Source organism: Propionibacterium australiense, assembly GCF_003666605.1.
Taxonomy (GTDB): Bacteria; Actinomycetota; Actinomycetes; order Propionibacteriales; family Propionibacteriaceae; genus Propionibacterium; species Propionibacterium australiense.
Genome location: NZ_RCIV01000009.1, coordinates 78,249 through 100,173 on the forward strand (window position 1 = coordinate 78,249; position 21,925 = coordinate 100,173).

Annotated in this window: 11 protein-coding genes; all 11 read right to left on the bottom strand. The window is 63.2% G+C overall.

Annotation, left to right across the window (positions count from 1 at the left end):
- Positions 1-23: 23 nt before the first annotated feature.
- Complete coding sequence (locus tag D9T14_RS08290; RefSeq protein ID WP_119161731.1) at positions 24-758, bottom strand: energy-coupling factor transporter transmembrane component T; 735 nt, start codon at positions 756-758, stop codon at positions 24-26.
- The gene (locus D9T14_RS08295; protein ID WP_119161732.1) at positions 758-1,360 is read right to left on the bottom strand and encodes an MptD family putative ECF transporter S component; all 603 of its coding nucleotides are present in this window, start codon (positions 1,358-1,360) and stop codon (positions 758-760) included. The genes D9T14_RS08290 and D9T14_RS08295 overlap by 1 nt, the downstream gene beginning before the upstream one ends.
- Position 1,361: 1 nt before the next feature.
- Positions 1,362-2,480: a transposase gene (locus tag D9T14_RS13655; protein ID WP_182482063.1), complete on the bottom strand. Its 1,119-nt coding sequence runs from the start codon at positions 2,478-2,480 to the stop codon at positions 1,362-1,364.
- 333 nt (positions 2,481-2,813) lie between these two features.
- Positions 2,814-2,957, bottom strand: a complete 144-nt coding sequence (locus D9T14_RS13660; RefSeq protein WP_170175603.1) for a hypothetical protein — start codon at positions 2,955-2,957, stop codon at positions 2,814-2,816.
- A gap of 48 nt (positions 2,958-3,005) precedes the next feature.
- The gene (locus D9T14_RS08315) at positions 3,006-3,821 is read right to left on the bottom strand and encodes a thioesterase II family protein (RefSeq protein WP_119161734.1); all 816 of its coding nucleotides are present in this window, start codon (positions 3,819-3,821) and stop codon (positions 3,006-3,008) included.
- Entirely contained in the window at positions 3,821-11,596 is a 7,776-nt protein-coding gene (locus tag D9T14_RS08320; RefSeq protein ID WP_119161735.1) for a non-ribosomal peptide synthetase, read from the bottom strand. The genes D9T14_RS08315 and D9T14_RS08320 overlap by 1 nt, the downstream gene beginning before the upstream one ends.
- Before the next feature lie 12 nt (positions 11,597-11,608).
- Positions 11,609-13,249 (bottom strand): AMP-binding protein, encoded by a 1,641-nt coding sequence (locus tag D9T14_RS08325; protein WP_197720649.1) that lies wholly within the window; start codon positions 13,247-13,249, stop codon positions 11,609-11,611.
- A complete protein-coding gene (locus D9T14_RS08330; protein WP_119161737.1) occupies positions 13,246-13,854 on the bottom strand; it encodes a VOC family protein in 609 nt (202 codons plus the stop codon). The genes D9T14_RS08325 and D9T14_RS08330 overlap by 4 nt, the downstream gene beginning before the upstream one ends.
- Positions 13,855-13,859: 5 nt before the next feature.
- A complete protein-coding gene (locus tag D9T14_RS08335) occupies positions 13,860-19,415 on the bottom strand; it encodes a non-ribosomal peptide synthetase (protein WP_119161738.1) in 5,556 nt (1,851 codons plus the stop codon).
- Positions 19,416-19,467: 52 nt separating this feature from the next.
- Positions 19,468-20,550, bottom strand: coding sequence for a Gfo/Idh/MocA family oxidoreductase (locus D9T14_RS08340; protein WP_119161739.1), 1,083 nt, complete (start codon positions 20,548-20,550; stop codon positions 19,468-19,470).
- Complete coding sequence (locus D9T14_RS08345; protein ID WP_183085916.1) at positions 20,547-21,824, bottom strand: saccharopine dehydrogenase family protein; 1,278 nt, start codon at positions 21,822-21,824, stop codon at positions 20,547-20,549. The genes D9T14_RS08340 and D9T14_RS08345 overlap by 4 nt, the downstream gene beginning before the upstream one ends.
- Positions 21,825-21,925: the final 101 nt, after the last annotated feature.

The window sequence follows — 21,925 nt, forward strand, 5'->3', positions numbered from 1 at the left end:
TCTCCTCCTTAAAGCAGTTTCTACTACCAGCCATAAAAATTTGAGAGGACAAAGCAAATGATGACCGCGACACAGAGCAGCAGCGCAGCACCGTCCTGCCAATGAAATCCAATCGGGCAGATATTGGTGCGTCGTACAGGTGCATCCAGCCCTCTCGTAAGGGCAGATGTGGACAGTTCATTCCCGATTGTGACAAGACCGGTCAGCAGCGGCACCATCCGATACTCCAGCATCTCCATAGGATTGCGCCATGATCCGACTTCCCGAAGCCGCATGGCATCCCGAATCGCTCTGTATTCCTCCCATATTGTGGGGAGAAAGCGAAACATCACGGATACTGGAATCGAAAACTTCTTGGACACATGCAGCCTGTCCATAGCTGCAACAAACTCGCTTACCGTGGTTGTCAACACCAGAAGGCAAAACATCGACATCCCCGGAATCAGCTTTGTAAACATGGCGATCATGCCGGTAAAAAGGAGGTTGAACAGGGGTGATAAATGCGGCATCAGCAGGCGGGGAACCGTCGCCGTGACCGCATACATCACTGTATAGTAGGCTGCAATTTGCGGTTTCTTAAGTAGAATTAGGAATAGTAAAGGAATCGTGGCAAGGCATGGCAGTACAACGTTCATAATTCCGAAGCTGTCGCTTGAAATCATAACGCAGGAAACCGTCAGGCAAAGCAGAATCTTTGTCCGTGGATCAAGAAACATCTGCTTTGCTGTCGGCCTTGTGTTTCGCAGTACCGTTTCCATCAGACTAACCCACTTCTGACAAAGTGTTTTTTCAGCACAGCCCTACCAAGCAAGCCACCAATCAGACCTCCAACAAAGGCGGAAAGGATGACCAAAGGCAGCATCCACCAATAGTCGAACCAACCGGAAATCGTGTACATAAAATCCTGTCCATATGTTGCCGCATTTTTGTCAAGCCACTCTGCGCTGGCGTTCAACCAATGAATGTAATTGGCACAGGATGCGACCATCAGAATGGCGTATCCCAGAACAGCGCGCTTGGCGCTCTGGTAGTTTCCAGACTTAATAATAAGTTCTACGATCAGGCCGATAACAATTCCACAAATGAGCGCGTCGGGTCCCATGCCCGTCAGCAAAAGGACAACGCCATTTACAATCTCAAAAATCAAGATCATTCCGAACTTTTTGATTTTGGTAAAGTAAAGCATCATTGGAATGCCAAGTATGACTGCAGCAACACTTGGGATCAGCATAAAGCCAATGGGGGTCAAACCGATCGCCACGGCAATCAACACACCTAATGTGACATTGATTGCAGTGAAAATACCCACATTCATCAGGTCTTTTCCGTTCAACCGGTTCTTATTCATTTCTTTTTTCATGTTAAGTGCCCTTTCCAGACAATAGTGATTCTATTTCATTTGATCTTCCATGCCAGACTCTTGTTCTGCGTTGAATAGAGACGGTAAGTACAAGCCACCCCTCTGCATCAGTTCTCCGTGTGTGCCAGATTCTATGGCAGTCATGAAACACGATCGGTTGTTGGTCGGGGTTTGGGGAGGTGTTCGAAGTCGTAGTCGAAGGTGCGGCCAGTGGTGTACGAGGTGAATGTTCCAAAAGCTTGGCTAGGGTTTCGTGCTGGATGTTCGCGATGTTGTTCTTGGCGGTGTTCCAGACGTGCTCGACGGAGTTGTTATCGGGCGCGTACGGTGGCAGGAAGATTGGGGTGATGAGTTCCAGGAAGCTGGCCGGCTGGTAGAGACGGTCAGAGCCTTGGCTTAGTGGAATCGGGTATCGTCCAGCACGACAGCGATCTGGTTGGTGAGGGGTTTCGCGTTGCAGTTGTTCCAGGGTTAGGATGATCTGTTCGGTGTTCTGGTTTCCCTCGATCGGGTACATCCGCATTTTCTTGTCAGTCAGTGAGAAAGCACCGAAGAAGGACCGGGGCACTTTCCGCCGGTCCACGTACAGTTTCGTGCGCTGGCTCATGGGGAGCCTCCTCCTAGTCTCGGCTTCGTGTTCCAGGCGCACCTCGTCTGCCGCATACACCTCCCAGCAGGCTTCCAATAGGTGGTTGACTTGGGTTTTCACCTCGGTCATGCGTCGGATGATGGCTTGTTCGTCGCGGCGCTTGTCGAACGGGTCCGGCAGCTTGAAGCTCTCCCGCAGAACGGCAGGAAGAACTGGTAGGAAGAGTCTGACTCGTAGTCGACGTCGAACAGGATCTTCACCACGTCTCGTAGGACCAGCACGTCCCAGAACTCGGCGTCGATACCGGACTGTGAGGGCGGCAAAGCCAGAACAGCCTTGAGGTCTTCCTTCTGGTGCGGGTGAGTTGCGCTGCGTCTGGTTTCTCGCATGACCGGTGAGTACCGAGCACATCCTGGTGTCCTGCCAGTCGCCAAGCCATTCTCGGATGGTTTTCTCACTGCGTTCGACCATTTTCGTGATAATTTCCAGTGTGATTCCTTCGGAGGCGTACAGGATGGCTTCTGCTTTCATCCATACCAGCACGTAACTGTCTGTACGTTTCTTCCACCTGATCAGAACAGCGGTTTCTTCCGGATGGCCACAGCCTGCATACTCTCATCATATCCAAAGCAAGACCACAAACCCATCAAAAACACGATTTCGATTCAGGTGACCATATCAGTTTCCCTTCGTTTAAAACTACGACCTTATCGCACGCTACTATGGATCGAGGTTTATAGGCAATCAGGACTGTCTTGTTCTCAATGAGCCTGCCGATGGCCTTCTGAATTATTGTTTCGTTCTCAGGGTCAATGGATGCTGTGCTTTCATCCAGCAGTATCAACAGTATGTCCGACTTGCGCATCATCGAGTAAACAGGATGGTGGGGATACCTAGGACCAAGGCCTGCAAAGAACTCACCATCACATAGCCCACCGGAGTGATCCCCACGAAAGCCACGCCTATACCCACCTGCGTGTTCGCGACGAAGAAGATGCTGATCGTCATGAAATCGGTGATCTGCAGTCGCTCGAAAGCTCGGGGCCTGACATGGCCTCATAACTCATCCTTCTCTTCCACATCTCCTGGTCGATTCGACTGTAGGTGGCGCTGCCGTTCCGATGTTCGCGGATTCGCGCACATCTCTTCCTCAAGCTCCCGGTAGTAGGCCGCTCCCAGCTGGTGGGGGAAAAAATGGTCCCCCTCGAAGCTCCGCAGCTCGAACTGCGCATTCGTCATGGCCTGCCATCCGACCACGAGTTCGGCAGGTGTATCGGTGTCTCTACACCCGACATGGGCATGAATCGGGCAGCTGAGTATCTCCCCCCGGTGGACCAACGTCTCGTCTATGCGGTAGTCGGCAATGATCTGTGGCAGTAACCAGCCCAGCAGTTCACGGTCAGCGAGTAGCTCGGCGGGGGTGCCGCCGAGCCTGACTAGTTCAGTGATCAGCGCTTCCTCACCCTGAGAGCTGTGGAAATGGCTGACGGGGCTGCGCAGGGGCTCGTGGCGGCCAGCCACGACCATGAGCCGCGGCACCAGCCCATACTCAGACTCGAGGAGCGCTGCCGTTTTGAATCCAAGCATCGCGCCCATCGAATGACCGTAGACGCAGTACTCATGGTCGTTGATCATCTCAGCCATGGCCCTGGCGAGTGAGCCCACCAGCTGCTCCCCATCTGTCGCGGGCTTCTCACTGATCCGTGTCGCCTTACCGGGCAGTTCAACAGGCACGACCATGAGCCGTTCCTGATACCTGGTCCATGGTCGGAAGACCGCGGCGGAACCGCCGGCATGGTGGAAGCAGAACATCATGCGGAGCCGGGACGCGCCTGTGTCCTCAACGAAGGGGAATTCCGCCAGCCGTTCCATCAGATCTCCCCCTCCTCGACATCAGCCCCCACGCTGGCCTCGATGTGATCGGAAAGCTGACGCACCGTCGGGAGAGCAAAGACATCACGGATGGAAATCTCCACCGAGATCTCCTTGCGGATCGCGTTGACCAAGTGGACTGCGGCGAGCGAGTCGCCGCCGAGCCGGAAGAAATCGTCATCGATACCGGGTTCGTCGCTGTTCAACAGCCTCGACCACATCGCGACGAGTCGAGCGTCCCGTTCATTACGTGGACCCGTCGGAGCCATGAAAGACTCCTGGGACTGCGCTTCAAGGCTGTCCCTGTCAATCTTGCCGTTCCAGGTACGTGGGAGCTCGGCGAGTGGAACGATCCGTCGGGGCCGCATGTACTGCGGCAGTGTTTCGGCCAGTCGTCCCTCCACAAGCCCAAGGACATCCTCAGACTCGACCACAACGTACAGTTCAATATTGCCGGTGCGTTCGGACGCACGCGTCGTCGGTGAAGTGCGATCGGAAACACCGGCCCTGCTGACGACGGCGACGCACTCCCGCAATCCGGGTACCGTCAAGGCCGCCGACTCGATTTCCCCGAGTTCAATGCGGTAGCCGCCGACCTTGACCTGACCGTCACGGCGTCCGAGGAAGACGATCTGTCCGTCGCGCCCGTACATAGCCTGGTCGCCGGTGCGGTAGAGCCTCTCGCCCGTCCTAGGGTGCCGGAGGAAGGACTGCCCGGTCCGCGCCGGGTCCCTCCAGTAGCCCAGCGCGAGCCCACGGCCGGCGATGTACAGATCGCCCGGCACGAGCTCGGGACGGTCCTCCAGTACGTCGTCCAGGACGTACATCCGCTGGTTCGCCAACGGCTTGCCGTAGGGGATGCTCGGCCGTTGAGCGTCGGCGACACTGATCGGATACCAGTTAGACCAGATCGAGGCCTCGGTCGCGCCGCCCAAGCCGTATGCACGGCAGTCCCGGAAACTGTCCGCGATGCGCAGCGCCACGTCGACCGGGATCCAGTCGCCGCTCAACAGCACCGCCCGCAGATGCTCGTCCACGAGTCCCCGGTCGGCCAGGTGTCCGGTGTACATCGAAAACAGCGAGGGCACCGAGTTCCACAGGCTGACCTGGTGACTGCACGTCAGCTCCCACCAGTGTGCAGGATCACGCAGACCCTGCAGGGAGGGCATAACGATCGCGCCGCCGCAGGCGAGCATGCCGAAGACATCGTAGACGGACAGATCGAAATTCAGTTCGGACAAAGCGAGGACACGGTCCTGCGGGCCGGCCCCGAGCCTCGCGTTGACGTCCCGGATGGTGTTGACCACCGCCCGATGGGTGATCGCGACCCCCTTGGGCACACCGGTCGTCCCGGATGTGTAGATCACATAGGCCAATCCGTCGGCTGCTGGTCCGCTCCCGATGGGCGCTGCGGAGGAACTGATAGGAGAGAACCCGCCCAGCACGTCGGCAAGTTCGATCACGGCACGGTCACGCCCGATAGGCTCGGGCAACCCCTGGCGGTCCTGTACCAAGACGATGTCGACCCCCGCGTCGGTGAGGATCCTACTGTTGCGCGCCACCGGATGGGTAGGGTCCAGGGGGAGATAGGCGCAGCCGGCCTTGAAGACGCCGAGGACCGCGCTGATCTGATGGGTGGACTTTGGCAGCAGGATCGCGACGAGGGAGCCGGGTTCGGGGGACTCGGCCGCGATGAGCCGGGCCCAGCGCTCCGATTCCTCGTCGAGCTCTGTGTAGGACAGTTCGCGCTCGGAGTCAATGACCGCTGTGCGCCCGCCGTGGTCCCGCAGGCCCTCGTCGAAGAGCCCGAGCAGCGTCTGCGTGCCGTCACCCGGCCCGGAGTCCTCGCTGCGGACGCCAGTATGGTTGAGCGCCGCGATCTCGTCACGGTTGAGGCTTGGGCAGACTGTGACTGTCTCCTGCCCCCAGAAGAGCGGCTGCGCCGCGAATCCCTTAGCGAGGGACTCCACCGCCTGCACCAGCGAACGGAAAATCCCGTTAACCATCTGCTCGGGGAAGATGGCCTCGACGGCGTCGAGGTTCAGCACCAGCCCCCCATCGTCCTCGTAGACCTGCAGGTCCATCCACACCTGGGGCGTCTGGGAGAGCCCGTAGTCGATGACGCCGAGATAGGGGCTGGTGGACGCATCGCGTTCGACCACCCCCAGGCCGCAGGTGAAAACCACCGGCATGGTGATCTGCGATCGGCGCTGCCGGTTGAGCATGCGTTCGACGCTCACCCCGCTGACATGGCTGTGCGCCAAATTGCACCACATCCGCTGTTGCAGGGCTCTGGCCCGCTGGCTGAAGGAGGCGCCGCTGCGAGTGTCGACGCTCAGGATCGACAGGCTCGTGAAATCGCCGACGATCTCGTCGACCTCCGGCGCGAAAGGTGTGCGTTCGAACTGTGTCAAATTGATGCTGAGCCTCGGCTCCTCACTGTATCGGGCCAGCGTCTCCGCGTAGACCTCGGCAAGGAAGGCCGCCTCAGTGAGGCCCTCCTGACGGAGGCCCTCCTTCACGGCCTGCCAGGCGGCGGGCTCCACGAAGGCGCTGTGCCGGACGAAGGCCGACGAAGAGTCCCCATCGGGCTGCGAGACCGGCAGCTGCGGCGCAGGGTGGATGCGGTCAAGGCAGCCCTCCCAGTAGTCGAGGTCCTGCTGGAAGGCCTCGCTAGCCCGGAGTCGTTCCATCGCCTCCACATAGTCCTTGAAGGAGTACGCGGGAGTCTGCCCGGCGTACGAAGCGGGCCCAGCCTCGTAGAACTCTTTCCACTCGCGGAAGATGTGGAACATACTCCAGCCATCTATGAAGACGTTGTCGAAACTCAGGAAAAGCCGTCCCTTGCCCTCGCCGGTGTCCGCGTAGCGCACGTCGAAGCATGGCCACTGCGTCGGGTCGAAGCGCTGACGCGACATCTCTTGCCGGATTCGTTCGACGCGCTGGGTGCCCTGCAGACCCTTCCCTTGGACATGGGCGATCCTGTAGCGCGGCACCTGCGGCAGGAATCTCTGGCTCAGACCGTCCTCGCAGACGACGGCGCGGAGCATCGGGTGACGTTCAACGAGAGCGTTGAAGGAGTCCTCCAGACGCGCCAAGTCGAGCCTTGCGGTGGCCATTTCGAAATAGCAGTGGCTCGACACCTCACCAAGATCCACGGCTCCCGAGGCGCCGATCAGATAGGACTGCTGCACCTCGGTGAGGGGGAAGGGTGCGTACTGGTCCTCGGCGTGCACGATCGCCGGCAGTTCGTTACCACTTCCCGTCCGCGCCGCGAGCGAGTCGATCCGGGCAGCCATGTCCTTCAGCACTGGCGAGTCGAAGACGATGTCCAGCCCGAAGTCGACATCGAAACGTTCCTCGATCCGCTTTCTGAGTCTGGTCGCCACCAGCGAGTCCCCTCCCAGCCGGAAGTAGTCGCTGTCCGTCCCGGCATTCGCGTCTAACAGCTCTTCCCAGATGCCGATCAGAGCTTCCTCGGTGGCGCTCAGCTCGACCTCGCTCTTGGCCGCCGTGGGCTCGTCTTGAAAACTCTCGGGCGTGAGGAGCCCCACAAGTGCCCTCTGGTCCACCTTCCCGTTCGCGGTTAGGGGGAACTCGCTGAGGCGCATGATCCGTTTGGGGAGCATGTACTCGGGGAGTCTGGCCGATAGCACGCGGACGACCTCCTCGTACTCCTGGAGTGGCAAGGGCACCGGTTCGGCTCCGCCGACCCTGACCGCCAGGAAGAGCATCAGGGACTCGGTCAGCCCGATGCTCGACAACAGGCGGAAGTCGGCGCCCTCGAGCGCCTCTCGCCAGGCCTGCGCGTCGAGCAGCATCTCTCCACTGCCCTGGCGAGCATCGCTGGACTGCACGCTGAGGAAGGCGGCGCTCACCTCGGCCAGGGGCGTCGAGGAGATTGGCTCGACAAGCAGCAGCAGGCCCTGCTCGGCGAGCAGAGCGTGGATGCGTCGCAGGCTCGCGCCGATGTCGGTGCTCTGGTGGACGCTCTGATTACAGATCGCCAGGTCAAAGCGCTCGGCGGACGACACCGGGGCCGGCTTCCCGATAGTTGTGAACAGCATCCGCCCGAAGGAGCCGGGCTCGGACTCGTCCACCCGGTCGAGATAATAAGGCGAGTAATCAGCGATTGTATAGGAGGACGAGCCGCTCGCCTGGGCGTACTCGCGAGACTCACGGAGGCGTTTGGCGCCCAGTTCAAACACCCGCATCTCCGCCTCGTCCGCCTGCCCGAGCGCGCGCACGATTTCCCTGATGGCAGCGTGCGTCAGACGCCCCACGGCCCTGCCGGACAGGAATTCCTCGACGGGCACGACATCAGGCCGCTGGACGAACTCGGCCAGTGGCTCGGCTTGCGCCGCCTCGACGAAGGCCCTGCCGAAGGGCCTCACGAAGCGATCGAGCTCGGCGCGTTCGGCCTCACTGGGTAGGACCGCGGTCACGGCGTCCTGATCGGCAAGCCAGTGCGCCCATCTGCGTTTCAGGGCGACGAGACGGTTGCTGGCGGAGAACCTCCTGCAGGTGAGCTGGGCGGTCCATCGGCGCATGGTCTCCATGGCGTAGCCGCACTGCACGGCTTCGTCGTGCGCGACCGCGGCGCGCAACTCCTGGTCGGCTAGGACGGGTGCCAGGACGGCGTCGACATCGATACGGCCGACGCCCTCAGCTTCCGTCTCGAGCGCTCCCCCACTCTCCGGGCCGTCCGGAGCCAGGGGCTGCTCGGGTTGGACAAAGACGACCAGTGAGCTCGAGGCCGAGCCCCGCACGGGGACGCACACGGCCCGTGTCACGGGCAACAGTGCCTCGCAGGCGGCCTCGACCTCCCCCAGCTCGATCCGGTGCCCGCGCAGCTTGATCTGATTGTCGGAGCGGCCGAGGAATTCGATGGTCCCGTCCTGCCAGAAGCAGCCCAGATCACCGGTGCGGTACCAGCGGCTTCCCTCTGCGTCCACGAACTTCTTTGCAGTGAGCTCCGGGTCGTCGACATAGCCGGTGGCGACGCCGAGCCCACCGATCCACAGCTCCCCCGCCACGTGGTCCGGACAGTCCCGCCCCTCGGCGTCGACCACTCGATAGGCTTGGTGCTCCAAGGCGCGCCCGTAGGGGATCGAGACCCAGTCCTCGGGGACGGCGCCGGTCAGTTCGATGGCGTTCGACCAGATGGCGGCCTCAGTCGCCCCTCCCATGGCGAGAATGTGTCCGTCGGGCATGAGCTCGGCCATCCGGCCCGGCAACCCCACGTCGATCCAGTCGCCGGACAGCAGCACGTGACGCAAGCTCGCGAGCTTTTCCGGCGCATCGGCGGCGCTCGCCAGAAGCATCTCGAACAGAGTGGGGACCGAGTTCCACACGGTGATCCGGCAGGACTCTACTAAGTCCAGCCAGACGCCGGCGTCGCGACGCGCCTCGTCGGCGATGGTCACCAGGCAACCGCCCGCCGCGAGGACGCCAAAGGCGTCGTAGACCGACAGATCGAAGTCGAAGGCCGAGACACCCAGCGCCCGGTCATAGGGCCTGATGCCGAGGCGGCGGTTCACCGCCTCGATCGTGTTCCAGGCGGCTCCGTGGCTGAGCTCAACCCCTTTCGGGACACCGGTGGTCCCGGATGTGTAGATGACATAGGCGGGGTCCTGCGGTCGTGGCCTGGGCAGGGACAGCTCCCCGCTGCCGCGGCGGGCCTCTTCGAAGCCGATGACGCGCACACCGTTCTCGTACCACCGTTCCCGGGGCTCCTGATCGCTCAGCAGGAAGCCGATCCGCGGGGAGGAGAGGATGGCCGCGAGCCGTTCCGGTGGCTGCTGAGGACTCACCGGGACGTAGGCGGCTCCTGTGAGCATCACCCCGAAGGCGGCGATGACCTGCTCGGGGCCCCTGTTCATCATGACCACACAGAGTTCACCGCGCCGCAACCCAACAGCCGCCAGTGAGCCGGCAACGGCCCGCGCGTGTTCGACGAACTCGCGGTGGTTCAGTGTGCGCCCGTCGTGTGAGCGCAGGGCGGGACGATCGGGGAATCTGCTCGCCGCTGCGAGCAGTTGGTGGACTAGAGTGGTCTCAGGCAGGGCCCAGTTCGTTAGCTCGGCGCGTTCGGCGCGCCTGGTGAGCACTCCTCGAGACTCGACGGGCCCCGCGGATCCCAGCTGCGAGGTGATCACCTGCTCGGTCTCCCGCACGAGACAGTCGAAGATCTCGTCGAGCAGGCCCTCGGGGAAAACCTGTTCGACGGCGTCACAGATAAGGGTGAAGCCGTCGATGGTGTTGAAGACCTGCAGATCGATCCAGACTTGCGGGGTCTGCGAGATCATATAGCCGATCTCACCGAAGGTCTCCACGAACTCCTCGTTCACCAGCGGCTCGCCGAGATTGCAGGAAAAGACGACGGGCGCTAGGAACTGCTCGCCGCGTCGGGCACGCAGATCGCGCAGAACCCTGACCGCCGAGTAGCCACAGTGGGCGACGTCCTCATAGAAGGCCTCCTGGATGGCACGCAGGTCCTCGATGAAGGACCGTCGGCAGCTCAGGTCGACGTCGGTGAGGGTGAGGGTGGTGAAGTCCGCCACGACGTCCTCGATGGCGGGATCGCTGTCACGGTTGAACAGCGGAACGCTCATGAGGAAACGCTTCTCCTCACTCCACTGCCCGATCGTGCGCGCATAGGCCGTCAGGAGCACCATCGCCGGTGTCGTGCCGTGCCACTCGCAGGCCTTGCGCAGGGCCCTCCAGCTGCTCCGGTCGAAGCTGTGACAGCGGCGCACGAAACGCGGAGCTGCAGCAAGTTTCCCGCCCCGGCGCAGGGGCAGCTGCGGGCCTGAGGGGAGTTCGTCGATGCGCGCGCGCCAGTACTGCCTGTCCCGCTCGACGTCATCGGCGCCCTCACGCGCCCTGGTCTCCAGATAGTCCGCGAAACTCCACTCTGGGTCGGTCCGGGGCGCCTCGCCCGTCGCGTAGTGGTGCGCGAGATCGCGCAAGATGATTTGGAAGCTCTGCACATCGCAGACCAGCAGGTCGATGTCGAAGTGCAGGAGTGCCCTGTTCTCATCGAGCAGGCTCAGCTGCAGGCAGCACACCTGCCCCTCGTCGATGGCTAGGAGCCGGTGGGACAACGCCTCGCGCATTTCCAGCAGCGCCGCCTGCTGCTCATCGGCACCCAGACCGGTCAGATCATGGATGGTCACGGAGGCGTCGGCTGGTTCGGCGCGCACGTACTGTCTGCCGTCGTCGGTGTAGCAGGCCCTCAGCATGGGATGGGCGCGTAGCAGCGTCTCCCAGGAAGCCTCCAGCCGAGCCGGGTCCAGCCAGCCGGTCTCGACCTCCACATAGCCGTGACAGCCGACACCGCCCATGTACTGCCCCTGCCTGCGGCCGATCCAGTAGGCGTACTGCACGTCTGTCAGGTCGAAAGGCTCGGCGTCACTGCGCGCCCCCGCGGCCTCGGGCGGCTCCGCGTCCTGACCGATTCCGGCGTCGGCCGGGTCTTGGGACCCCGACTGTGCGAACGCAATAGCCGCTCCTTCAGCCGAGCCGTCAGCGGGCTCGCCCGGGGAGGCCTCGACGAGCAGCTGCACCCATTCGGCGAGAGTGGGATGGCGCATGAACGAGCCGAAGGAGACGCGGTAGCCCTGCTTGATCCATCCGGCAAGCAGCCTCATAGTCGGCAGGGACTCCAGCCCCAGTGTGAGCAGATTGTCCGTGTCAGCGATCTCGGTCTCGGCGCCGAGAATCGCCGAGACCGACGCCGCGAGCCTCTCGCGGATCTCGTCCTTGGTGAGCACCTCTGTCCTTCCTCAGTCTGTCCGCTCGGTCTGCTGCTGGGTCATCGCGCGGAGTGCATTCTTATCGACCTTGCCGATGTTGGTCCGGGGGATCGCATCGACGACGATGACCTCGTCGGGCACTTTGTAGCGAGCGATACCCCGCTCCTCGAAGTCCTTCATGACCCTCCGCCGGTCGAGGGGCCCGTCGGTGACGACGACCGCCACCGTCCGCTCCCCCAGCTCCTCATCGGGTGCGCCGAGGACCGCAGCCTCGCGGACGCCACCGATCAGTCCCAGGAAATGCTCGATCTCGCGCGGGGAGACGTTCTCCCCCAGTCGGTTGATCTGCTCAACGACGCGGCCGCAGACGACAAGATTGCCGTCGGCATCCAGATAGCCGAGGTCGCCGGTCCGCAGGAAACCGTCAGCGGTGAAGCAGTCGTCATCAGCGTGCGCACCGTAATAGCCAAGGAAGGTGTAGGGGCCCTTCTCGATGATCTCGCCGGCGACGCCGGCGGGCAGCTGTCTGCCCTGCGGGTCGACGATCCGCAGGACGTCACCGTCCGAGATCGGCGTCCCCTGGGTGCCGAGGGCCACCGGCTCCGGATCGTCCAGGCGGGTGAACGTGGTGATTCCCTCGCCCAGCCCGTATCCCTGCTGGATCAACGCACCTGTCCTAGCCATGAGCGAACGCCCCAGCTCCGCGTCGAGCCTGGCTGCCCCGATGAGGATCTGCCGGAGACTGGACAGCTGGGCTGGGTACCACTCCAGGGCCTCGTTCCACAGCTGAGCGACGGCTGGCACGATCGCAGTCACTGTCACCCGGTTGGCCTCGATCGCGGCGAAGGCTTCGTCGAAGGCGGCGCTGGCGCACATCACTGCGGTCCCGCCGCACAGCAGCGTCCCCAGGACGCCCGGCTGTGCCAGAGGGAAGTCGTGGGAGCTCGAGAGCACCGCAAGGTAGACGCTGTCGGGACCGATTCCGCAGCGCAGAGCGGCCACCCTCGCATTGTAGGCGTAGGCCTCGTGCACCCGCGGGATGATCTTGGGTTCGCTCGTCGTGCCCCCAGAGAGCAGATTCAGGGCCACGTCCCGGTGTCCAGGCCCGGCCACCGGAAGCGGCGGGGGCTCGGGATCGGCCGTCCCCGGCAGCGGGGGCAGTCGATGGCACGGCACAGGCCCGGCGTGCTCAGGGCCAGCGTCGGCGTAGAGGAGACGGATGCCCAGCTCCTGCGGATCGGCTTCCTCGACCATCGCGACGCAGTCGAATCCGAGCTGGTCCCGCCCCCCGATGTAGGCGACGGGACGAAGCTGCCGGGCCAGCCGGACCAGTTCGCTGTGACGGTGTGAGGGCAGCATGAGCGTCGGGACGGCGCCGATCCGCATGAGCGCGAACAGGCTCACCAGATAGGCGGCGCTGTTCGGCAGCTGCACGAGCACTTGGTCTCCTCCCGACAGCCCCGCCTCAAGGAATGCCCGGGCCCAGTGCGCGATCGTCAGGTCCAGCTGCCGATAGCTCAGCTCCGCGTCCGGGGCGACGACGGCGCGGCGCTCGCTGTGGCGCAGGCAGACCTCGTGCAGTTCCTCGCACAGGCTCCTCCTGCGCAGATGACCGCTCGCCTCATAGGCGTCGAGGATCTTCTGCGCCCTCATCCGCGCTCCGGCATTCATGCGAAACTCACCTCGATGGTGCCGTCCCCGATGCTGCACCTAAGTCGTTCCTCGGCCTGCGCGCCTAGGCAGATTCCCACGGCTGTCTCGCTTCCGGCGTAGCGGATCTCCTCGATCCGCGTGAAACCATTGGGATGGGCCGATGCGCGGTGTGTGTCCACTGCGAACGGGGTGACGAACATCGGCACACTCCAATCGTCCGGCACCAGACAGCGGCAGGAGATCCGACGCCCGTGCGGGTCCTTCCTGGTGACCGGCGAGATCACCGTCGACCGGTCGTGCACGGCACACAGATGTTTCAGGGCCGTGAACTGCTCGCGTTCGACCTCGAAGACGATCCGGCTGTAGCCCTGCGGGGCCTGCGCCAAGCGGTCATAGTCCTCGACCATGCGCCGGTGCCCTGTGAGCGCGAGAGCACCACGCACCACGGCAGGCATGTGGATCCCCGCGATGATCTCCACATAGGGGCCGGTGGAGAAGTAGATCAGCGCATTGTGGGGATTCCTGGCTTTGCCGTACTCGACCTCGAAACCCTCGGCGCGGAACTCAGCCACGGCCTGTTCCAGATCGTCCGCCTTGTAGATGACATGTCCTATCCTGGCCATGCTTGTCAATCCCCCTGGTCCTGCTCGAAGTAGGCCAGAATCGAGCGATAGTTCTCCTCGGTCAGACAGTCGGAGTGCGAACCACTGATGATCCCGGTCCGCAGCTGCCCCAGGACGGTGCTGGGCCAGTCGACGTCGCCGCCGAGCGAGGGATAGAAGCCATCGACTCCGCGCTCGGGCTGCAGAGCGAGCACCGTGCCCAAGTAGACATCCGGCCGGTATCCGATCGTCCCGCGCAGGGAGTGCCGGAAGACATCGTAGAGGATCTCGAGCATGGCTCGAGCGCTGCCTGCATCGTTCTCGTAGCCCTTGATCGTCTCGTAGATCCGCTGGCGGCGATGCTTCGGTGACATGCGCGAGCAGGCAGAGAAATAGGAGCCAAGCGAGGCATAGCGACCGTCGAGGGCGCACAGCTCCTCGTCCGTGATGTCCCTGTTCTGGCCACCTAGGATGTGTTCGAGGCCCTCACGGAGCAACTCAATGCTGAAATCAGCACCGAGAGACCGTGGGTCTGCCTCGACGACGCAGCCGTAGGCGAACTCGCATAGCATCTCGTTGGCGATGCGGTGCGGGCACAGATGGGTGCTCACCGCGACCACCCTGCTGACCTGGCGCCCCAGCTCGGTGAGGATCTTCGCCGTCTCCAACGCGAAGAAGCCTCCGATGCAGTAGCCGACCAGCTCGTAGCTGTCCATGTCCAGTTCGAGTAGGTCCTGAGCGTAGAGGCGCGCCCGTTCGGCGATGAGAGCATCAGTGGGACTGGCCAGGTACTCGTCGGCGTCACCAGAGGTGAAACCGACATGGGTCGTTGCAGGGCTGCGCTCCATGAGCGCTGGGACGAGGAGATCGTAGTCCTTGATGCGCCCGGTACCGGCGTGGAAGAAGGCCCGGCACGAACCCTGATCCTCTCCGAGCCCGTAGACGTGCAGGCGCTGTGCACCAGCAGCAGTCACCGAAGACGACGAGACGGCAGGGCTGCTCGAAGCCACCCGCGCTTCACTTGGGGCGACCACGGTATCGGCGGTCGTCCGGGGGTCGGATGCCTCAACCGCCCCACCCCCGAGGGCCTCGGCGATCCCGGCGACCGTGGGCGTCTTGAGCATCTCACGCATGATGAGATCCCAGCTATGGTCCTTCAGCGCGTCGATCTCCTGGCGCATCCTTGTGACGGCCTTGGCCATGAGCAGGGAGTCGCCACCGGCTGCGTAAAAGTCCTCGTCGCGGCCGATCCGCTCGTTCTCGAGGACATCGCGCCACAGGGCCGCGATCTGCTCCTCCAACCCCCCCTGGGGCGCGGCGAGCGGCTGCTCTTCGGATTCCTGACGGGACGTGAACGAACTCAGAAGAGCCTTCCTGTCGATTTTACCGTTCGCACTCAACGGCATCGCGTCCATCACGGTGAGGGATGCGGGCACCATGTAGCCGGGAAGCATCTCGCGCAGGAAACCCGTCAGCTCCTCCTCGTCGATCCTGCGCGCACCAGGCTCGGTGAGGACGAACAGGCGCTGGCCGCACTCGCGCAGCGGGTCGAACTTGCCGGGGTACTCGGCGATCCTGCGCAGTCCCGCCCTGGTGAAGACTCCCTCCCACTGCTCCTCGTCGAGGAAGACCCGATGGCCGCCGGCGCGCACATCGGTGAACTCGACCAGGCTCATCTTGATCGATATCGAGATGAGCGCGGCGTAAAGCTCGGTGACCGGTTCGATCATGACGATCACGCCGTCGGGCCGCCGCAGCTGGTTCAGCCGGGCGAAGGTCTGGTCGATGTTCACCGCGTTGTGCAGGACATTTGCACAGACGATCACGTCATAGGCGCCCAACTCGACATCCTGCCCGGCGCACTCGGCGTTGAGGTCGAAGATCCCGTAGCTCATGAAGCCGTAGTCGCGGTAGCTCTCCCTCGCATTGCGTAGGAAGAAAGTAGACAAGTCGGTGAACCGGTACTCCGCGATGTTCTCGGGGAGCTTAGGCAGGATGTACATGGTGCTGGCACCCACGCCCGCTCCGATCTCCAGGACACGGATCGGACGGTCCCCGCGTGCCTCGGCGACTCTCGCCACCGCATCCGCGACAGCCGCATTGGTGGCCTTGCTGATCCTGTTCTCCGCGTAGATGGCGTGGGCGTTGTCGGTCTTGCCGCCGGGGAAGAACAGATCAAGAGGATTCAGCTCGCCACGGATCTGGCGCAGCAGTGTGCCCGCCGCGTAATGCTGGTACTCGAACAGAGCAGAGCTGTTGAGCACCTGGGCCTCCATGGCCGCGAAGTGGTTCCATCGTTCGGCCATGCGGTAGTGCTCAAGGCTCTCGGACGTGAGGGTAAAGCCCCCCTCGTCGGCCTGCAGGACGCCCTCGGCCGTGAGCATGTCGAGCCAGCGACCCACCAGCTCCCGGTACTCGGGATCGGGCCTGAGCCTGGCGACGATCTGCTCCTGGGAATGAACCGCCCCTGGCTCGGTGAAAAGCCCAGCTTCGACAAAGGCCGCCAACAAAGCGGCTAGGGCGGCCTCGTTGCCGGCCTTCGTCCATGCTGCATAGCATGCGGCGTCAGGACCGCTGGTATCGCCCGAGGACCAGAGCTCACGCAGCGCCGCGCCCAGCACCTCGGGTGTGTCCGCCCGCTCTTCATCTGCCGCAGAAGAGTCCTGCTGCTGGTCAGGTGTCACGAAGGCCCTCAGCTTCTTACGGCCGTCTGCCTCTTCCACGACTACGACGGCACGGCCGATGTCCTGGTGTTCTTCAAGGACGGCCTCGATCTCACCGATCTCGACCCGGTAGCCGTTGATCTTGACTTGGGTGTCCACCCGGCCGTGGAAGTCGATCACCCCGTCCGGACGGTAGCTGCCGATGTCGCCGGTGTCGTAAAGACGGCAACCTTGCTTGGCCGAGAAGAAAAATTTGCGTTCCGTGGTCTCGGGATCGTCGAAGTAGCCGCTCGCGAGGCTCTCGCCGCTGATGTGGATCCTGCCCCTGACCCCGTCGGGGCACTCGTTCATGAATGCGTCGAGAACGTACATGCCCTGACGGGACAGGGCGCTGCCGTAGGGGATGTTCTCCTCGCCGGTGTGACCGTTCATCCGATAGTGGATCGACCAGATCCCTCCCTCCGTGGCCCCGCCGAGGCTCATGAGTTCGGCACGGGGGAAGTGCGAAGCTGCCTGGGCAGGCAGGGTGCGGGCAATGAGATCACCCGAGAGCAGGACGAGCCCAAGAGTCTCATCGGGTGCCAGGCCAGCAGCCACGCGCTCGGCCAGGAGCATCTGGAACAGGGCGGGCACCGAGTTCCAGGTGTCCACCCGCCAAGCGCGCATCAGTTCAATCCAGCTACTCGGATCCTTCGCCTCGGACTCAAGGGGCAGAACGAGGCGTCCCCCGCTCGCGAAGGTCCCGAAGACGTCGTAGACGGACAGATCGAAGGACAGCTTGGACAGGCCGAGCACCGTCCGTGGAGTCGCTCCCGCGAGGCGCTGGTTGACGTCCTCGATCGTGTTCATGGCTGCGGTGTGCGTCATTACGACGCCCTTGGGCGTTCCCGTGCTGCCTGATGTGAAGATGATGTAGGCCGTATCCTCCGCCGAGCCGGCCACCGGAACCGTCCCGTCCCAGGACAGTGGGTCCAATGCGTCGACGTCGACGACGGCCAGCTGCCCGTCCGCCGCACGATAGTTCGCATCGGCTATGACCGCCCGGGGGCGGCACAGCGAGATCATCCGGCGCTGGCGCGCCGACGGCTGGTCGTGGTCGATGGGGACATAGGCCGCTCCTCTGGAGACGACGGCGAGAACCGCCGCCACCTGCCAGACGCTCTTACCCAAGACGATCGCGACCCGGTCCCCTCTGTCAACCCCGGACAGTTGCGCGTTCAGTGCTTGGACGTGGCCGGCGAGCTCACTGTAGCTGAAGCTCTCGCCGCCGCACACCAGTGCGCACGCCTCGGGCTGGCTCTGTGCCTTTTCCCAGAAACCAGTCTGGAGCGTACGGGGCGCCAGCGGGGCATCTCTCCGGTGGATCCGCTCACGCACCTGTTGTTGCCGCTCGCCCAGTTGCACGATGTCCTCGGCATGCCAGGGCTCCTCCTCGGCGCCGAGCAGCCGCTTGAGCGCCTCTGTGAAAGCCTCCCACATAGCCTCGAGGACCGTGGGCGCGAGGATGCCCTCTCGGACGTCCCAGTTGATGTTGCAACCGCCGGCCTCCTCGAAGGCCTGGCAGTCGATCCAGACCTGCGGTGTGCGACTGACGCCATGGACGAGTTCAAGGGCTCGTCCTTCCCTACGTCGCAGACCGGCACCCAGCGCCCCGGTGAAGACTATCGGCACGACGGCACTTCCACCTCTGGTCCGGCCGAGCTCGCGCAGTACGTCGAGGCCGCCGAACGCCGAGTGAGAAAGCTCGTCGACGAGCTGCTCCTGGGTTTTGCACACCCGCTCAAGAAAGCTGCCGGTCTCCCGGCGACTGGCGTGAACGCTCACCTCGGTGAAGTCCCCTATGATGCGCTCGACGCCCGAGAGCTCATCGCCGCGGTTCATCGAGGTGATGTTCACGCAGAACTCCGGCTGGGAGGACCAGCGCCGGATGACATCAATGTAGGCGGTCAGTAGCACATTCGAAGGTGTCACGCCGAAGGCAGCGGCCCGTTCCACCAGCAAGGCCCACTCGGCAGGGCCGCACCGCCAGCTATGACGGGTGAAGCGGACCGTCTCCCCCTCGGATCTCTGCGGGGCGGTGAGAATCGGTAATGAGGGCCTTTCCGGCATGGATTCGAGACGCCCGAGCCAGTACTCCTTCGCGCTCTCGTACTCGGCGCGCCCGGCCGGGGTCTCCTTGCGGATAGCCCGCGCAACCAGGACGTCCCTGAAGGTAGCCTGAGGCAGGGGCTCCAGCGGTTTGCCCTCGTAGATGTCCATCAGTTCCTCGACCATGGCCGAGACGCTGATGGAATCGGCGATGATCATGTCGATCGAAAACTGCAAAATACTACACTCTTCGAACTGGAGGATCCGGAAGCAGTGAAGGGGCCAAGCTCCCAGCGGATAGCTCCGCTCTTCCATCTCGCGGCGGTAGTGCAGATGCTCCTCGTCAGGCGACTGCGGATCATGGCCACGCAGATCGATTTCCTCCAGCCGCGGCATCCTCTCGGCGGGCAGTTCCTCGGGAGGGATAACCCGCAGCGAGTCCGGGGGCAGCACGAATGCCGAGAGCATGTCGTGGCGGCGGATCAGTTCGTGCCAAGCCCTCTCCAGCCTCTCGCGCTCCACGGGCTGCGTGCGCAACTCCGCATAGCTGTGGCAGTCGGTCCCACCGAGTTCGTAGCCGGCGTGCTGGCCGGTGGTGTAGGCCCGCTGAATGTCCGTCATCTCGAAGGGCATGAAACGCGCGGCGCTATCATGCTCGATGGCTTTCTCGGCCCTCAGGTACTCAAGGATCTCGGCCTTGTGACTCCTCAGGCTCGCCAGGTCTGCTGGGCCCAGCGCGCCCTTGGGTGACCGGTAGCCCAGTCTGTCCCCGTTGGCCCATAGGGCGATGCCCCGCTGCTGGAATTCTTCAATCAGTATTGCGATGTTCACTGGGAGCTCTCCTGACATTTTCGAAATCACGAGCGAGTCGCTCTGGGGACCGTCATCTGGGCGCGCCATCTGGCATCTGCTCTGTGAGGTGCGCAAGGGAAAGGAACCGGGGGGGTGTCTCAGCACCCAACGGTTCGGCCGGGCCCATGAGCTGGCCAGCATAGGCCCACACCGCGCAGAGGGTCAGCATGTACTCGGCCTCGCGGGCCCGAGCCGCCGGGCTACCCGTCTCCTGACGGAGCGCATCGAGGAATCTGGCAACGGCTGAGGGCCAGATGCGCTCAAACTGGCAGCGCCTGGTCACCTCGGTCTCGACGGCGAGGCTCTCATGCAACCGGACGGTGCTCAGGGCCTCGTCGGCCTCGATCTCCAGGAGACCCTCCGTAGTACGCGGGGTTGTGACATTGGGATGCCAGATGATCTGCCCATCGGTCTCGGTCAGCACGAGATTGCCCGCCACCGTGAAAACGGTGATCCGATGGCCCACATGGGCGAAATCATCGGGGTCGAGAGGATTCATCCGATTGACGACGCGGAGGCTCACGGGGACACCCCTGAAGGATCCGCCCAGCTGCGTAAACACGCCGGCGACGGTGCCCTGCGCCTGGACCTCCCAAGGCGTGAAACCACCAGTGATCCGACCGACGAGGTCGATCATCGAGAAGAGGAAGTGGATGCTGCACTCGGCCTCGACGCCAAGGATCCCGTGGTCCTCGCGCAGGACCCGCGCCATCTCCAGATAGCTCGCAATGGTGGGGCTGTGACGGTAGAAGGGGTTGATGAAGAAGGCGCCGCCGCTCCTGGCTGCCTCGCGATAGCACTCCACCGCGTCGTCGCGGTGGATCGGATGCTCGAGAACCACGTGCCGACCGTCCGCAAGAAAACGCCTGGCCAGCTGGGAGCCCTTGCCACCCACGATGCCCGAGCGGACCACCACGCAAGCCATATCAAACTCGGGCAGTTCCTCAATCGTGGTAAACAGCGGCAACCGCTGCTGGCTGGCGAAGGCGCGGGACTGCTCGCTCCCGCGCGAGAGTATACCGACCAGTTCGTAGTGCTCGGGAAGTCGACGGACACCCGCCACGTAGACACGGCCGAAGGTGGTTCCGCACACGACCACGCGTGTTCTGTTCATAATGTGCCTTCCTTCTCGGGCAGAGCACGATCACCAGCGCCCGGACCGGAGCGCGATGGTTCGGTGAGGGACGAGGCCCGGCGGGGAGGGGCGCACAGGAACCCGGACTCGACCGCCCCAGCATGCTGATGGCGTTCTGTCATCAGCTCGTCCGGCCCACTCTCGCTTAGCCGCATGCCAGCCTGCCGCAGCGCGCCCATCACCGATTCGACATCCAGGAAGCGGTAGGCCCAGTGGGCTCCCGGGGGGCAGCCGGTCTCGAGTGCATGGAGCACGGTCTGCGCGAGCACGACTGCCGTCAGCTCGCTGCTGTCATCGGAGCACACGGCTACAGAACTCCGCTTGAGCACGCCCGCCGTGTGTCCGCGCGCGCTCACCTGCATGGCGAACCAGTTCTTCTTACCCTCATCTAGCCTCGACTTGGCGCCGTCGATCTGTGCGAACAGTCCCATGAGCTCTTCGGGCTCACCACTCTCGCTGAGGCTCATGGCCTTCAAGAGCAGCTGCTGTGAAGCTTGGTCGGGGATCACTAGGAATCCGGCTAGCTGTGCGATGGCACAGTCACGAACTACCCTGTACAGCTCGTCGGTGACGAAGGGAGAACGTAGATTCTCCGGTTCCTGCGGGAAGGAGGCGGTGTCCTGCATCTGCCAGTCGCTCTCGACATGGGGGCAGACACGCCCCTCTACCAGCATCTGACCAGGATGACCGTATCCGTCGCGGGTGCTGAGGATGACGTCAGCGAAACCGGCGACTCCGCCCTGTTCCCTTCCGCCGCAGCAGACGACCGCTGTGGTGCACTCGTCGAAGGACCCCGCCAGATGCCTCGTCAGGAGGCCCGCCAGTCCGGGAGTGCAGCCCGCATTGATGATGCTGGGGCAGACCCCCGCGTAGTGCTCGAAGCAATTCCCCCCGAAGGGATCGACGTAGATTACATCTGCAGGCAGCGCAGCGGCGACACGGTCCTTGATTAGGTACGAGGGCCCAGCGCAGTTCACCACCACCGCGCAGCCTCGGGCGAACTCGCGCACGCTGTCTGCCTTGTGAGCGTCGACGAAGAGGGTGTCCCCATCGGGCGTTCTCCTGGTCCTGTTACCGCAGATGACCTCACACCCCTCGGCGCACAGGAGTTCGTGTAGAGCCCTACCGACGGCTCCGTGCGAACCGATGACACCGATTCGACGTCCTCGAGCACTGCTCCCCACATTGACTCCTTCACACATCAGCAACTGAGCGACGGACGCATCGGTTGCGGCGAACTCAAACCCAGTCATCCGCTTCCCCTGAAACGAAGAGGCAGTCTGGACATAAGTTATGTAAACCTTACCTAAGCTCAACGCCGCCGTCAACAGCGTCTCAGATAGCCCCGCAAGCC